The sequence below is a fragment of the Streptomyces sp. NPDC052721 genome (assembly GCF_040678315.1).
GTDB lineage: Bacteria > Actinomycetota > Actinomycetes > Streptomycetales > Streptomycetaceae > Streptomyces.
The window spans coordinates 1-13,941 of record NZ_JBFATL010000059.1; the positions used below are offsets into that span (position 1 = coordinate 1).

13 protein-coding genes are annotated in these 13,941 nt (G+C 70.6%); 12 read left to right on the top strand and 1 reads right to left on the bottom strand.

What is annotated here, in order from left to right; translation table 11 throughout:
* Positions 1-148 precede the first annotated feature (148 nt).
* Positions 149-652: a transcriptional regulator BldD gene (gene bldD, locus AB0L21_RS36020; RefSeq protein WP_019984640.1), complete on the bottom strand. Its 504-nt coding sequence runs from the start codon at positions 650-652 to the stop codon at positions 149-151.
* 263 nt (positions 653-915) lie between these two features.
* Between bldD and pyrR the strand changes: the two genes are divergently transcribed.
* The 12 genes from pyrR to coaBC all read left to right on the top strand — a co-directional run bounded on the left by pyrR (position 916) and on the right by coaBC (position 13,773).
* Complete coding sequence (gene pyrR / locus AB0L21_RS36025; protein WP_365788383.1) at positions 916-1,497, top strand: bifunctional pyr operon transcriptional regulator/uracil phosphoribosyltransferase PyrR; 582 nt, start codon at positions 916-918, stop codon at positions 1,495-1,497.
* A 91-nt stretch (positions 1,498-1,588) separates the two neighbouring features.
* Positions 1,589-2,566 (top strand): aspartate carbamoyltransferase catalytic subunit, encoded by a 978-nt coding sequence (locus AB0L21_RS36030; RefSeq protein WP_365788384.1) that lies wholly within the window; start codon positions 1,589-1,591, stop codon positions 2,564-2,566.
* A gap of 4 nt (positions 2,567-2,570) precedes the next feature.
* On the top strand, positions 2,571-3,857 hold the full coding sequence (locus AB0L21_RS36035) for a dihydroorotase (RefSeq protein ID WP_365788385.1): 1,287 nt from the start codon (positions 2,571-2,573) through the stop codon (positions 3,855-3,857).
* Positions 3,854-4,414 carry a hypothetical protein gene (locus tag AB0L21_RS36040; protein WP_365704756.1) on the top strand — a complete coding sequence of 187 codons (561 nt, stop codon included), beginning with the start codon at positions 3,854-3,856 and terminating at the stop codon, positions 4,412-4,414. The genes AB0L21_RS36035 and AB0L21_RS36040 overlap by 4 nt, the downstream gene beginning before the upstream one ends.
* Positions 4,411-5,577: a glutamine-hydrolyzing carbamoyl-phosphate synthase small subunit gene (gene carA / locus AB0L21_RS36045; RefSeq protein WP_365788386.1), complete on the top strand. Its 1,167-nt coding sequence runs from the start codon at positions 4,411-4,413 to the stop codon at positions 5,575-5,577. Before AB0L21_RS36040 ends, carA begins: the two co-directional genes overlap by 4 nt.
* Positions 5,570-8,878 (top strand): carbamoyl-phosphate synthase large subunit, encoded by a 3,309-nt coding sequence (gene carB / locus AB0L21_RS36050; protein WP_365704752.1) that lies wholly within the window; start codon positions 5,570-5,572, stop codon positions 8,876-8,878. The genes carA and carB overlap by 8 nt, the downstream gene beginning before the upstream one ends.
* 75 nt (positions 8,879-8,953) lie before the next feature.
* On the top strand, positions 8,954-10,060 hold the full coding sequence (locus tag AB0L21_RS36055; protein WP_365704750.1) for a quinone-dependent dihydroorotate dehydrogenase: 1,107 nt from the start codon (positions 8,954-8,956) through the stop codon (positions 10,058-10,060).
* Entirely contained in the window at positions 10,057-10,902 is an 846-nt protein-coding gene (gene pyrF, locus AB0L21_RS36060; protein WP_365788387.1) for an orotidine-5'-phosphate decarboxylase, read from the top strand. Before AB0L21_RS36055 ends, pyrF begins: the two co-directional genes overlap by 4 nt.
* Before the next feature lie 298 nt (positions 10,903-11,200).
* Positions 11,201-11,524 (top strand): integration host factor, encoded by a 324-nt coding sequence (locus AB0L21_RS36065; protein WP_003977346.1) that lies wholly within the window; start codon positions 11,201-11,203, stop codon positions 11,522-11,524.
* Positions 11,525-11,584: 60 nt separating this feature from the next.
* Positions 11,585-12,142 carry a guanylate kinase gene (gene gmk, locus AB0L21_RS36070; protein ID WP_365704746.1) on the top strand — a complete coding sequence of 186 codons (558 nt, stop codon included), beginning with the start codon at positions 11,585-11,587 and terminating at the stop codon, positions 12,140-12,142.
* 53 nt (positions 12,143-12,195) lie between these two features.
* The gene (gene rpoZ / locus AB0L21_RS36075) at positions 12,196-12,468 is read left to right on the top strand and encodes a DNA-directed RNA polymerase subunit omega (protein ID WP_030620214.1); all 273 of its coding nucleotides are present in this window, start codon (positions 12,196-12,198) and stop codon (positions 12,466-12,468) included.
* Positions 12,469-12,570: 102 nt separating this feature from the next.
* Positions 12,571-13,773: a bifunctional phosphopantothenoylcysteine decarboxylase/phosphopantothenate--cysteine ligase CoaBC gene (coaBC, locus tag AB0L21_RS36080; RefSeq protein ID WP_365788400.1), complete on the top strand. Its 1,203-nt coding sequence runs from the start codon at positions 12,571-12,573 to the stop codon at positions 13,771-13,773.
* Positions 13,774-13,941 lie beyond the last annotated feature (168 nt).

A 13,941-nucleotide genomic window follows, 5' to 3' on the forward strand; every position in this document is an offset into this window, starting at 1 on the left:
GGCCCCCTGGGGGGTGGGCCCGCCCCCGCGTGTGTGGGGGGGCCCGCGGGGGTTGTCCCCCCGGTCGCTTAACGGGCGGGGGGGGGGCCGGAACCGTAGAGTTCCGGCCACCCCGGCGGCACGTTTCTGCTGAGGCCTCTGAGCGCGGTTACGCCTCTTCGTGCGCGGCCACCGCGCGGCGCGCGTCCGCGTCCAGGACACCCCAGCTGATCAGCTGCTCGGTGAGGACCGAGGGGGACTGGTCGTAGATGACGGCGAGTGTGCGCAGGTCGTCCTGGCGGATGGAGAGCACCTTGCCGTTGTAGTCACCGCGCTGGGACTGGATCGTCGCCGCGTAGCGCTGCAGGGGGCCCGCCTTCTCGGCCGGCACGGTGGCCAGCCGCTCCAGGTCCAGGACCAGCTTCGGCGGCGGCTCGGCGGCTCCGCCCGGCGTGGTGCCCGGCAGGAGCTCCTGCACCGGAACGCCATAGAAATCGGCCAGCTCGGCCAGGCGCTGCACGGTCACGGCACGGTCGCCGCGCTCGTACGAGCCGACCACCACGGCCTTCCAGCGACCCTGGGACTTCTCCTCGACACCGTGGAGGGAAAGGCCCTGCTGGGTGCGGATGGCCCGGAGCTTGGCCCCGAGCTGTTTGGCGTATTCGCTGGACATATAGCTCCCCGGACACTGTGTCGACGCGGCCGGCTGGTTTCCCGCCGCGCGGCTGGTAACTCACTGTGAGGTTACGCAGCGTGACTCTTGTGCGTCAAGCCGAATGGTCCACACCGACTCTTCCGTGGTAGTGACACCCGATTAGCCCAAGCGGGTGACAGGGGGGCGTCCGAGGCCGGTCGGGTGACCTGCTACGGTAGATGGCGCAATTCCGACGTCCTTTAAGGTCCGTCCCGTGAGGCGGAGAAGGAGGTCCGTTTCCTATGGACAAGCACGTCACGTCTGCGCAGACGCAAGCGTCCGATGCGCGGCCCGTTCTCGAAGGCCCCGACATCGCACGGGTGCTCACCCGTATCGCCCACGAGATCGTCGAGCGCGCCAAGGGCGCCGACGACGTGGTGCTCCTCGGCATTCCGACCCGGGGCGTCTTCCTCGCCCAGCGGCTCGCCGCCAAGCTGGAGCAGATCACCGACCGCGCGGTCCCGGTCGGCTCGCTCGACATCACCATGTACCGCGACGACCTGCGCATGCACCCGCCGCGCGCGCTGGCCCGCACCGAGATCCCCGGTGACGGCATCGACGGCCGGCTGGTCGTCCTCGTCGACGACGTGCTCTTCTCCGGGCGCACCATCCGCGCGGCCCTCGACGCCCTCAACGACATCGGGCGCCCGCGCGCGGTGCAGCTCGCGGTCCTGGTCGACCGCGGTCACCGCGAACTGCCCATCCGTGCCGACTACGTCGGCAAGAACCTCCCCACGTCGCTGCGGGAGACGGTCAAGGTCCAGCTCGCCGAGGAGGACGGTCGCGACACCGTGCTGCTCGGTGCGAAGCCGGCCGCTCAGTAGCAAGTCAGGCGCACGGCCGCTCCGGCACGCCGCGAACACGCGCCCGCCTGCCCGAAATCTCCCGAATGAACTGCCTTACGGAGCCTGACAGATGCAGCGTCATCTCATCTCGGCCGCCGACCTCACCCGCGACGACGCCGTCCTGATCCTCGACACCGCCGAGGAGATGGCCCGGGTCGCGGACCGGCCGATCAAGAAGCTGCCGACCCTGCGCGGCCGGACGATCGTCAACCTCTTCTTCGAGGACTCCACGCGCACGCGCATCTCCTTCGAGGCCGCCGAGAAGCGCCTGTCCGCGGACGTCATCAACTTCTCCGCCAAGGGGTCCTCGGTCTCCAAGGGCGAGTCCCTGAAGGACACCGCGCAGACCCTGGAGGCCATGGGCGTCGACGCCGTGGTCATCCGGCACGGTGCCTCCGGAGCCCCGTACCGCCTGGCCAACTCCGGCTGGATCGACGCGGCCGTCATCAACGCCGGCGACGGCACCCACCAGCACCCCACCCAGGCCCTGCTGGACGCCTTCACCATGCGCCGCCGGCTCGTCGGCCGCGACGCCGGGCTCGGCCAGGACCTGTCCGGCAAGCGGATCACCATCGTCGGTGACGTCCTGCACAGCCGGGTCGCCCGCTCCAACGTCGACCTGCTGCACACCCTCGGCGCCGAGGTCACCCTGGTCGCCCCGCCCACCCTGGTGCCGGTCGGCGTCGAGACCTGGCCGTGCGAGGTGTCGTACGACCTCGACAGCACGCTGCCCAAGTGCGACGCCGTGATGATGCTCCGCGTCCAGCGCGAGCGCATGAACGCCGCCTTCTTCCCGACCGAGCGCGAGTACTCGCGGCGCTACGGCCTCGACGGTGACCGCATGGCCAAGCTGCCCGAGCACGCCATCGTGATGCACCCCGGCCCGATGGTGCGCGGCATGGAGATCACCGCCGAGGTCGCCGACTCCGACCGCTGCACCGCCGTCGAGCAGGTCGCCAACGGCGTCTCCATCCGGATGGCCGTCCTGTACCTGCTGCTCGGCGGCAACGAGCCCGCCGTCACCCACACCCGTACCGAGGAGAAGTAAGACGATGAGCAAGATCCTGATCCGTGGTGCGAAGGTGCTCGGCGGCGCGCCGCGGGACGTCCTGATCGACGGCGAGACCATCGCGGAGGTGGGTACCGGGCTGTCCGCCGAGGGCGCCGAGGTGATCGAGGCCGGCGGCAAGGTGCTGCTGCCGGGCCTGGTCGACCTGCACACCCACCTGCGCGAGCCGGGCCGCGAGGACTCCGAGACCGTCCTCACCGGCACCCGCGCGGCGGCGAGCGGCGGCTACACGGCCGTCTTCGCCATGGCCAACACCTTCCCGGTCGCCGACACCGCCGGTGTGGTCGAGCAGGTCTGGCGGCTCGGCCAGGAGCACGGCTACTGCGACGTCCAGCCCATCGGCGCCGTCACCGTCGGCCTGGAGGGCAAGAAGCTCGCCGAGCTGGGCGCCATGCACGAGTCCGCCGCCGGCGTCACCGTCTTCTCCGACGACGGCAAGTGCGTGGACGACGCCGTGATCATGCGCCGCGCGCTGGAGTACGTGAAGGCCTTCGGCGGTGTCGTCGCCCAGCACGCGCAGGAGCCGCGGCTCACCGAGGGCGCCCAGATGAACGAGGGCGTCGTCTCCGCCGAGCTGGGCCTGGGCGGCTGGCCGGCGGTCGCCGAGGAGTCGGTCATCGCCCGCGACGTCCTCCTCGCCGACCACGTCGGTTCCCGCGTCCACATCTGCCACCTGTCGACCGCCGGCTCCGTCGAGATCGTCCGCTGGGCCAAGTCCCGGGGCATCCAGGTCACCGCCGAGGTCACCCCGCACCACCTGCTCCTCACCGACGAGCTGGTGCGCACCTACAACCCGGTCTACAAGGTCAATCCGCCGCTGCGCACCGAGCGCGACGTGCTGGCCCTGCGCGAGGCGCTTGCCGACGGCACGATCGACATCGTCGCCACCGACCACGCCCCGCACCCGCACGAGGACAAGGACTGCGAGTGGGCCGCCGCCGCCATGGGCATGGTCGGCCTGGAGACCGCGTTGTCAGTGGTCCAGGAGACCATGGTGGACACGGGCCTGCTGGACTGGGCCGGCGTCGCCGACCGCATGTCCTTCAAGCCCGCGCGGATCGGACAGGCCACCGGCCACGGCCGTCCCGTCTCGGCTGGTGAGCCCGCCAACCTCACCCTGGTCGACACGGAATACCGTGGCCAGGTGGACCCCGCGGGCTTCGCCTCGCGCAGCCGCAACACCCCGTACGAGGGGCGTGAGCTGCCGGGCCGTGTGACGCACACGTGGCTGCGGGGCAAGGCCACGCTCGTCGACGGGAAGCTCACGTGACACCTGTAATCCTGCTGGCCGAGGCCAAGCGGTCGGCCGACGTCACCGACTGGCCGGCCCGTATCGGCTGGCTCGTCGGACTGGTCCTGTTCATCGCGCTCGTCTACTGGCTGATGCGCGAGGGCTGGAAGTGGCGCGGCACCCTGCAGAGCGACCTGCCCGACCTGCCAGGCGCGCCGGAGGAGACCGGCCCGGCCAGACTGAGCATGAGCGGCCGCTACCACGGCTCCACCACCGCCGGACAGTGGCTGGACCGCATCGTGGCCCACGGCCTGGGCACCCGCAGCCGCGCCGAGCTCACCCTGACCGACGCGGGCCTGGAGGTCGAGCGCCCCGGCGCGACCGACTTCTTCGTCCCCACGGCCGCACTGCGCGGAGCCCGGCTGGACAAGGGCATCGCCGGCAAGGTCCTCACCGAGGGCGGACTGCTGGTGGTGACCTGGGCGCTCGGCGACAAACTGATCGACTCCGGCTTCCGCTCGGACCGCGCGGCCGAGCACACCGAGTGGGTCGACACCCTGAACCAGATGATCAACGACACGGAAGGCGCACGATGACGACCTCCACAAGGGGAGCTGGCAAGGTTCCCGCCGTACTCGTCCTGGAGGACGGCCGGGTCTTCCGCGGCCGTGCCTACGGGGCCGTGGGGGAGACCTTCGGCGAGGCCGTCTTCTCCACCGGCATGACCGGCTACCAGGAGACCCTCACCGACCCGTCCTACGACCGCCAGATCGTCGTCGCGACCGCCCCCCAGATCGGCAACACCGGCTGGAACGACGAGGACGACGAGTCCAGCCGCATCTGGGTCTCCGGCTACGTCGTGCGCGACCCCGCGCGCGTGCCGTCCAACTGGCGGGCCAAGCGCTCCCTGGACGACGAGCTGGAGCGGCAGGGCGTCGTCGGCATCTCCGGCATCGACACCCGGGCCCTCACCCGCCACCTGCGCGAGCGCGGCTCCATGCGCGCCGGCATCTTCTCCGGCACCGCGCTCGACAGCGCCTCCGGCGGGGGCACCGCCCCGGACGCCGAGCTGCTGGAGCGCGTGCAGGCCCAGCCGCACATGAAGGGCGCGAGCCTCTACCAGGAGGTCGCGACCAAGGAGGCGTACGTCGTCCCGGCCGTCGGCGAGAAGCGGTTCACGGTCGCCGCCATCGACCTCGGCATCAAGGGCATGACCCCGCACCGCATGGCCGAGCGCGGCATCGAGGTGCACGTGCTGCCCGCCACCGCCACCGCCGACGACGTCTACGCCGTCGACCCGGACGGCGTGTTCTTCTCCAACGGCCCCGGCGACCCCGCGACCGCCGACGGCCCGGTCGCGCTGATGACCGCCGTCCTGGAGCGCAGGACCCCGCTGTTCGGCATCTGCTTCGGCAACCAGATCCTCGGCCGCGCCCTCGGCTTCGGCACCTACAAGCTGAAGTACGGCCACCGGGGCATCAACCAGCCGGTCCAGGACCGTACGACCGGCAAGGTCGAGGTCACCGCGCACAACCACGGCTTCGCCGTGGACGCGCCGCTCGACAAGGTCAGCGAGACCAAGTTCGGCCGCGCCGAGGTCTCGCACGTCTGCCTGAACGACGACGTCGTGGAGGGGCTGCAGCTGCTCGACCAGCCCGCCTTCTCCGTCCAGTACCACCCCGAAGCGGCAGCCGGCCCGCACGACGCCGCCTACCTCTTCGACCGCTTCGTTTCCCTGATGGAGGGCCAGCGTGCCTAAGCGCACCGATATCCAGTCCGTCCTGGTCATCGGCTCCGGCCCGATCGTCATCGGCCAGGCCGCCGAGTTCGACTACTCCGGCACCCAGGCGTGCCGTGTGCTCAAGGCCGAGGGGCTGCGCGTCGTCCTCGTCAACTCCAACCCGGCGACGATCATGACGGACCCGGAGATCGCCGACGCCACCTACGTCGAGCCGATCACCCCCGAGTTCGTCGAGAAGATCATCGCCAAGGAGCGCCCCGACGCCCTGCTGCCCACCCTGGGCGGCCAGACGGCCCTGAACACCGCCATCTCCCTGCACGAGAACGGCGTCCTGGAGAAGTACGGCGTCGAGCTGATCGGCGCCAAGCCCGAGGCGATCCACAAGGGCGAGGACCGCGACCTGTTCAAGGAGGTCGTCGAGGAGGTCCGCCGCAAGATCGGGCACGGCGAGTCCGCCCGCTCGGTCATCTGCCACTCCATGGACGACGTCCTCAAGGGCGTCGAGACCCTCGGCGGCTACCCGGTCGTCGTCCGCCCGTCCTTCACCATGGGCGGTGCCGGCTCCGGCTTCGCGCACGACGAGGAGGAGCTGCGCCGCATCGCCGGCCAGGGCCTCACGCTCTCCCCGACCACCGAGGTGCTCCTGGAGGAGTCCATCCTCGGCTGGAAGGAGTACGAGCTGGAGCTGATGCGCGACAAGAACGACAACGTCGTGGTCGTCTGCTCCATCGAGAACTTCGACCCGATGGGCGTGCACACCGGTGACTCCATCACCGTGGCGCCCGCGATGACGCTGACCGACCGCGAGTACCAGATCCTGCGGGACATCGGCATCGCCGTCATCCGCGAGGTCGGCGTCGACACCGGCGGCTGCAACATCCAGTTCGCGGTGAACCCCGAGGACGGCCGGGTCATCGTCATCGAGATGAACCCGCGCGTGTCGCGTTCCTCCGCGCTCGCCTCCAAGGCGACCGGCTTCCCGATCGCCAAGATCGCCGCCAAGCTCGCCGTCGGGTACACCCTGGACGAGATCCCGAACGACATCACGCAGGAGACCCCGGCCTCCTTCGAGCCCACGCTCGACTACGTGGTCGTCAAGGCCCCGCGGTTCGCCTTCGAGAAGTTCCCGCAGGCCGACTCCACACTGACCACCACCATGAAGTCGGTCGGCGAGGCCATGGCCATCGGCCGCAACTTCCCCGAGGCCTTCCAGAAGGCGCTGCGCTCCCTGGAGAAGAAGGGCAGCCAGTTCACCTTCGTCGGCGAACCGGGCGACAAGGACACCCTGCTGCGCGAGGCCGTACGGCCCACCGACGGCCGCATCAACACGGTCATGCAGGCCATCCGCGCCGGGGCCACGCCCGAGGAGGTCTTCGAGTACACGAAGATCGACCCCTGGTTCGTGGACCAGCTCTTCCTCATCAAGGAGATCGCGGACGAGCTGGCCGAGGCCGCCGAGCTGACCCGCGACCTGCTCGCCGAGGCCAAGCGGCACGGCTTCTCCGACCAGCAGATCGCCGAGATCCGCGGCCTGCGCGAGGACGTCGTCCGCGAGGTCCGGCACGCCCTCGGCGTCCGCCCGGTCTACAAGACGGTCGACACCTGCGCCGCCGAGTTCGCCGCGAAGACGCCGTACTTCTACTCCTCCTACGACGAGGAGACCGAGGTCGCGCGCCGCGAGAAGCCCGCGGTGATCATCCTGGGCTCCGGCCCCAACCGCATCGGCCAGGGCATCGAGTTCGACTACTCCTGCGTCCACGCCTCCTTCGCGCTGTCCGACGCCGGGTACGAGACCGTGATGGTCAACTGCAACCCGGAGACCGTCTCCACGGACTACGACACCTCCGACCGCCTCTACTTCGAGCCGCTCACGCTGGAGGACGTACTGGAGATCGTCCACGCGGAGCAGCAGGCCGGCCCGATCGCGGGCGTCATCGTCCAGCTGGGCGGCCAGACCCCGCTGGGCCTCTCGCAGGCCCTGAAGGACAACGGCGTGCCCATCGTGGGCACCTCCCCCGAGGCCATCCACGCCGCCGAGGACCGCGGTGCCTTCGGCCGCGTCCTCGCGGAGGCGGGCCTGCCGGCGCCCAAGCACGGCACGGCCACCACCTTCGCGGAGGCCAAGGCCATCGCCGACGAGATCGGCTACCCGGTCCTGGTCCGGCCGTCGTACGTCCTCGGCGGGCGCGGCATGGAGATCGTCTACGACGAGACCCGCCTCGCCTCCTACATCGCCGAGTCGACCGAGATCAGCCCCTCCCGGCCGGTCCTCGTCGACCGCTTCCTGGACGACGCCATCGAGATCGACGTCGACGCGCTCTACGACGGCGAGGAGCTGTACCTCGGCGGTGTCATGGAGCACATCGAGGAGGCCGGCATCCACTCCGGCGACTCGGCGTGCGCCCTGCCCCCGATCACCCTGGGCGGCTTCGACATCAAGCGGCTGCGCGCCTCCACGGAGGCCATCGCCAAGGGCGTCGGCGTGCGCGGCCTGATCAACATCCAGTTCGCGATGGCCGGGGACATCCTGTACGTCCTGGAGGCCAACCCGCGCGCCTCCCGTACGGTCCCCTTCACGTCGAAGGCGACCGCCGTACCGCTGGCCAAGGCCGCCGCCCGGATCTCGCTGGGCGCGACCATCGCCGAGCTGCGCGCCGAGGGCCTGCTGCCGAAGAACGGCGACGGCGGCGAGCTGCCGCTGGACGCGCCGATCTCCGTCAAGGAGGCCGTCATGCCGTGGTCGCGGTTCCGCGACATCCACGGCCGCGGTGTGGACACCGTCCTCGGCCCGGAGATGCGCTCGACCGGCGAGGTCATGGGCATCGACTCGGTCTTCGGCACGGCGTACGCCAAGTCGCAGGCCGGTGCCTACGGCCCGCTGCCCACCAAGGGCCGCGCGTTCATCTCGGTCGCCAACCGCGACAAGCGCTCGATGATCTTCCCGGCGCGCGAGCTGGTCGCGCACGGCTTCGAGCTGCTCGCGACCTCGGGCACCGCCGAGGTCCTCAAGCGCAACGGCATCAACGCCACGGTCGTGCGCAAGCAGTCCGAGGGCACCGGCCCGAACGGCGAGCGGACCATCGTCCAGCTCATCCACGACGGCGAGGTCGACCTCATCGTCAACACCCCGTACGGCACCGGTGGCCGCCTCGACGGCTACGACATCCGTACGGCGGCCGTGGCGCGGTCCGTGCCGTGCCTGACGACCGTCCAGGCGCTCGCCGCGGCCGTCCAGGGCATCGACGCCCTCAACCACGGTGACGTGGGCGTCCGCTCGCTCCAGGAACACGCGGAACACCTGACCGCGGCCCGCGACTAGCAGCCCCGAGGGGGACACCGGAAACGGTGTCCCCCTCTTCATGAGGGCTCCCTGAAGCTTCAAGAGGACATGTACATGTACAAGCTTTTCTTCCGTCTGGTCTTCCGGCGGATGGACCCGGAGCAGGCCCACCACCTGGCCTTCCGCTGGATCCGCCTCGCCGTCCGCATCCCGGTGCTGCGCACCTTCGTCGCCGCAGCCCTCGCGCCCCGCCACAAGGAGCTGCGCACCGAGGCGTTCGGGCTGCGCATGCACGGCCCGTTCGGGCTCGCGGCCGGATTCGACAAGAACGCGGTGGCCATCGACGGGATGGCGATGCTGGGCTTCGACCACGTCGAGATCGGCACGGTGACGGGGGAACCGCAGCCCGGCAACCCCAAGAAGCGGCTGTTCCGGCTCGTGGCGGACCGCGCGCTGATCAACCGTATGGGCTTCAACAACGACGGCTCCCTGGCCGTGGCGGCCCGCCTGGCCACCCGTGAGCCGGTCTTCAAGACGGTGGTCGGCGTCAACATCGGCAAGACCAAGGTCGTCCCCGAGGCGGAGGCCGCCGCCGACTACGTGAAGTCCGCCGAGCGCCTCGCGCCGTACGCGGACTACCTGGTCGTCAACGTCTCCTCGCCGAACACGCCCGGTCTGCGCAACCTCCAGGCGGTGGACCACCTGCGCCCGCTGCTCACCGCGGTGCGCGAGGCCGCCGACCGCACGGTCGCGAACCGGCGCGTCCCGCTGCTGGTGAAGATCGCCCCCGATCTCGCCGACGAGGACATCGACGCGGTCGCCGACCTCGCCGTGGAGCTGGGCCTCGACGGCATCATCGCCACCAACACCACCATCGCGCGCGAGGGCCTCGGCCTGCGGTCCTCCGCCGCGCTGGTCAAGGAGACCGGCGGACTGTCCGGCGCCCCCCTCAAGGAGCGCTCCCTGGAGGTCCTGCGCCGCCTGTACGCGCGCGTGGGCGACCGGATCACCCTGGTGGGCGTCGGCGGCATCGAGACCGCCGAGGACGCCTGGCAGCGCATCCTGGCCGGTGCCACGCTGGTCCAGGGCTACAGCGCCTTCGTCTACGAGGGCCCCTTCTGGTGCCGCGCCATCCACAAGGGTCTCGCCGCCCGCCTGCGCACCAGCCCGTACGCCACCCTCGCCGACGCGGTCGGCGCCGACGTGAGGAAGCCCGTATGAGCCCGTTGGAGCCCTTCGGCGCCCGGCTGCGCCGCGCCATGGACGAGCGCGGTCCGCTGTGCGTCGGCATCGACCCGCACGCCTCCCTGCTCGCCGAGTGGGGCCTGGACGACGACGTCGCCGGCCTGGAGCGGTTCAGCCGCACGGTCGTCGAGGCCATGGCCGACCGGGTGGCCGTCCTCAAGCCGCAGAGCGCCTTCTTCGAGCGGTTCGGCTCGCGCGGCCTCGCCGTCCTGGAGAAGTCGGTCCAGGAGGCGCGGGCGGCCGGCGCCCTGGTCGTGATGGACGCCAAGCGGGGCGACATCGGCTCGACCATGGCCGCCTACGCCGAGGCGTTCCTCCGCCCCGACGCCCCGCTGTTCTCCGACGCCCTGACCGTCTCGCCGTACCTCGGCTACGGCTCGCTGAGCCCGGCCGTCGCGCTCGCCCGGGAGAGCGGGACCGGCCTGTTCGTGCTGGCGCTTACCTCGAACCCGGAGGGCGGCGAGGTGCAGCACGCGGTCCGCGCCGACGGCCGCACCGTCGGGGCGACCATGCTGGCCCACCTGGCGGCCGAGAACGCGGGGGAGGAGCCGCTGGGCTCCTTCGGCGCGGTCGTCGGGGCCACGCTCGGCGACCTGTCCTCGTACGACCTCGCCGTCAACGGCCCGCTTCTCGCGCCGGGCATCGGTGCCCAGGGCGCGACCCCGGCCGATCTTCCGCGGGTCTTCGGGGCGGCCGTCCGCAACGTCGTGCCCAACGTCAGCCGGGGTGTTCTGCGTCACGGTCCCGACGTCAGCGCGCTGCGCGGGGCGGCGGAGCGGTTCGCGGCGGAGATCCAGGCCGCCGTCGCCGCCGCCTGACCCCCCGCCGCGTGCTCGGCTGAGCGGTATCGCGCCGACTTGAGCTTGAATACATGCTCAAATCGAGGGCAATATGTCTGAAATGTCCGGCCTGACGGAGGCTGACCAGGACTTTTCCGCTGTTCTCGCTGACTCTGGCGGACTTGCCCGCTAGTCTCCGAGCAGTGGGGGCACCTCCCGCGCCCCTCAGGCAGTGGGGGAGAACGGGCAGCGTGTTGCTCGTAGCTCCCCAGGTGTGGGGCGACTAGGTTCCTCACCGGTCCGTATCCGACAGTTCGACATCCGAGGTGACGTAGGCGTGGCTCTTCCGCCCCTTACCCCTGAACAGCGCGCAGCCGCGCTCGAAAAGGCCGCCGCGGCTCGCCGGGAGCGGGCCGAGGTCAAGAATCGACTCAAGCACTCCGGCGCCTCCCTGCACGAGGTCATCAAGCAGGGCCAGGAAAACGACGTCATCGGCAAGATGAAGGTCTCCGCCCTGCTGGAGTCCCTGCCGGGCGTGGGCAAGGTCCGCGCCAAGCAGATCATGGAGCGTCTGGGCATCTCCGAGAGCCGCCGCGTGCGCGGTCTCGGTTCCAACCAGATCGCTTCCCTGGAGCGTGAGTTCGGCAGCACCGGCTCCTGAGTCCGCCGCCCGGCGGACCGGGAGTCCCGGGCACTCCGGGATTGCTGGAATAATCGCTGCATGAGTGAACGTCCGCGGCTGACCGTGCTCTCCGGCCCCTCGGGGGTCGGTAAGAGCACGGTCGTCGCCCATATGCGCAAGGAACACCCCGAGGTCTGGCTCTCGGTGTCGGCGACCACCCGCAGGCCGCGCCCCGGCGAGCAGCACGGAGTCCACTACTTCTTCGTCACCGACGAGGAGATGGACAAGCTGATCGCCAACGGCGAGCTCCTGGAATGGGCCGAGTTCGCCGGCAACCGCTACGGCACCCCCCGTGCGGCGGTGCTGGAGCGGCTGGAGAACGGCGAGCCCGTCCTGCTGGAGATCGACCTCCAGGGCGCCCGGCAGGTCCGCGAGTCCATGGCCGACGCCCAGCTGGTGTTCCTCGCTCCGCCCTCCTGGGAGGAGCTGGTGCGCAGACTGACCGGCCGGGGGACCGAGCCGCCCGAGGTCATCGAGCGCCGCCTGGCGGCGGCGAAGACCGAGCTGGCGGCCGAGCCGGAGTTCGATACGACCTTGGTCAACACCTCCGTCGAGGACGTGGCCCGCGAGCTGCTAGCCTTGATGGACGTTGTGTGATCGTGACTGTGATCACGATGTCTGATTCTTTCCCATCCATCGGAAGGTAGAGCGTGTCCTCTTCCATCACCGCGCCCGAGGGCATCATCAACCCGCCGATCGACGAGCTTCTCGAGGCGACCGACTCGAAGTACAGCCTCGTGATCTACGCGGCCAAGCGTGCCCGCCAGATCAACGCGTACTACTCCCAGCTCGGTGAGGGCCTGCTCGAGTACGTCGGTCCGCTCGTCGACACCCACGTCCACGAGAAGCCGCTGTCGATCGCCCTGCGCGAGATCAACGCCGGTCTGCTGACCTCCGAGGCCGTGGACGGCCCGGCGCAGTAGTACTTTCAGATCGCGACTGACTTATCCACAGGCCCGGCAGTCATGCTGCCGGGCCTGTGGTGTGTCATGGGTGTTGCAGATTCTCGAACGCGAGGAGCCATGGTGGACAAGCCGAAGGTCGTGCTGGGGGTCAGCGGTGGCATCGCCGCCTACAAGGCCTGTGAGCTGCTGAGGAGGTTCACGGAGTCGGGCCATGACGTCCGCGTCGTGCCGACCGCCTCCGCGTTGCACTTCGTCGGCGCCGCCACCTGGTCCGCGCTGTCCGGCAACCCCGTCGCCACCGAGGTCTGGGACGACGTCCACGAGGTGCCGCACGTCCGCATCGGCCAGCACGCCGACCTGGTCGTCGTGGCCCCGGCCACCGCGGACATGCTCGCCAAGGCCGCCCACGGCCTCGCCGACGACCTGCTGACCAACACCCTCCTCACCGCCCGCTGCCCGGTCGTCTTCGCCCCGGCCATGCACACCGAGATGTGGGAGCACCCGGCCACCCAGGAGAACGTGGCCACGCTGCGCCGCCGCGGCGCCGTCGTCATCGAGCCCGCCGTCGGCCGCCTCACCGGCGTCGACACCGGCAAGGGCCGGCTGCCCGACCCTGCGGAGATCTTCGAGGTCTGCCGCCGGGTGCTGGTCCGCGGTGTCACCGAGCCCGACCTCAAGGGGCGGCACGTCGTCGTCTCCGCCGGCGGCACCCGCGAGCCCCTGGACCCGGTCCGCTTCCTCGGCAACCGCTCCTCCGGCAAGCAGGGCTACGCCCTCGCCCGCACCGCCGCGGCCCGTGGCGCCCGGGTGACCCTGGTCTCCGCCAACGCCGGCCTGCCCGACCCGGCGGGCGTGGACGTCGTCCGGGTCGGCACCGCCGTGCAGCTGCGCGAGGCCGTCCTGAAGGCCGCTGCGGACGCCGACGCCGTGGTGATGGCCGCCGCCGTCGCCGACTTCCGCCCGGCCGCCTACGCTGCCGGGAAGATCAAGAAGAAGGACGGACAGGACCCGGACCCCATCGTCCTGGTGCGGAATCCGGACATTCTCGCGGAGATCTCCGCCGACCACGCCCGGCCGGGACAGGTCGTCGTCGGCTTCGCCGCCGAGACCGACGACGTCCTCGCCAACGGCCGCGCCAAGCTCGCCCGCAAGGGCTGCGACCTGCTCGTGGTCAACGAGGTGGGGGAGCGCAAGACCTTCGGCTCCGAGGAGAACGAGGCCGTCGTCCTGGGTGCCGACGGCAGCGAGACGCCGGTGCCGCACGGTCCCAAGGAAGCCCTGGCCGACACCGTCTGGGACTTGGTCGTACGGCGTCTGGACTAACGTCCGGCAGGCGATCGGGCGAACTCGACGTCAGGTTCACGCCACGCCGAAATCGGGTGTGGCGGCCCTGGCCAGGCCGCTCGCCATTGTGCAGAATGCCGGTGCCGCAGGTCACAGCGCTCCCGAGAGGCGAGACAGTGGCCCGCCGGTCGAGTGCGACCGATAAAC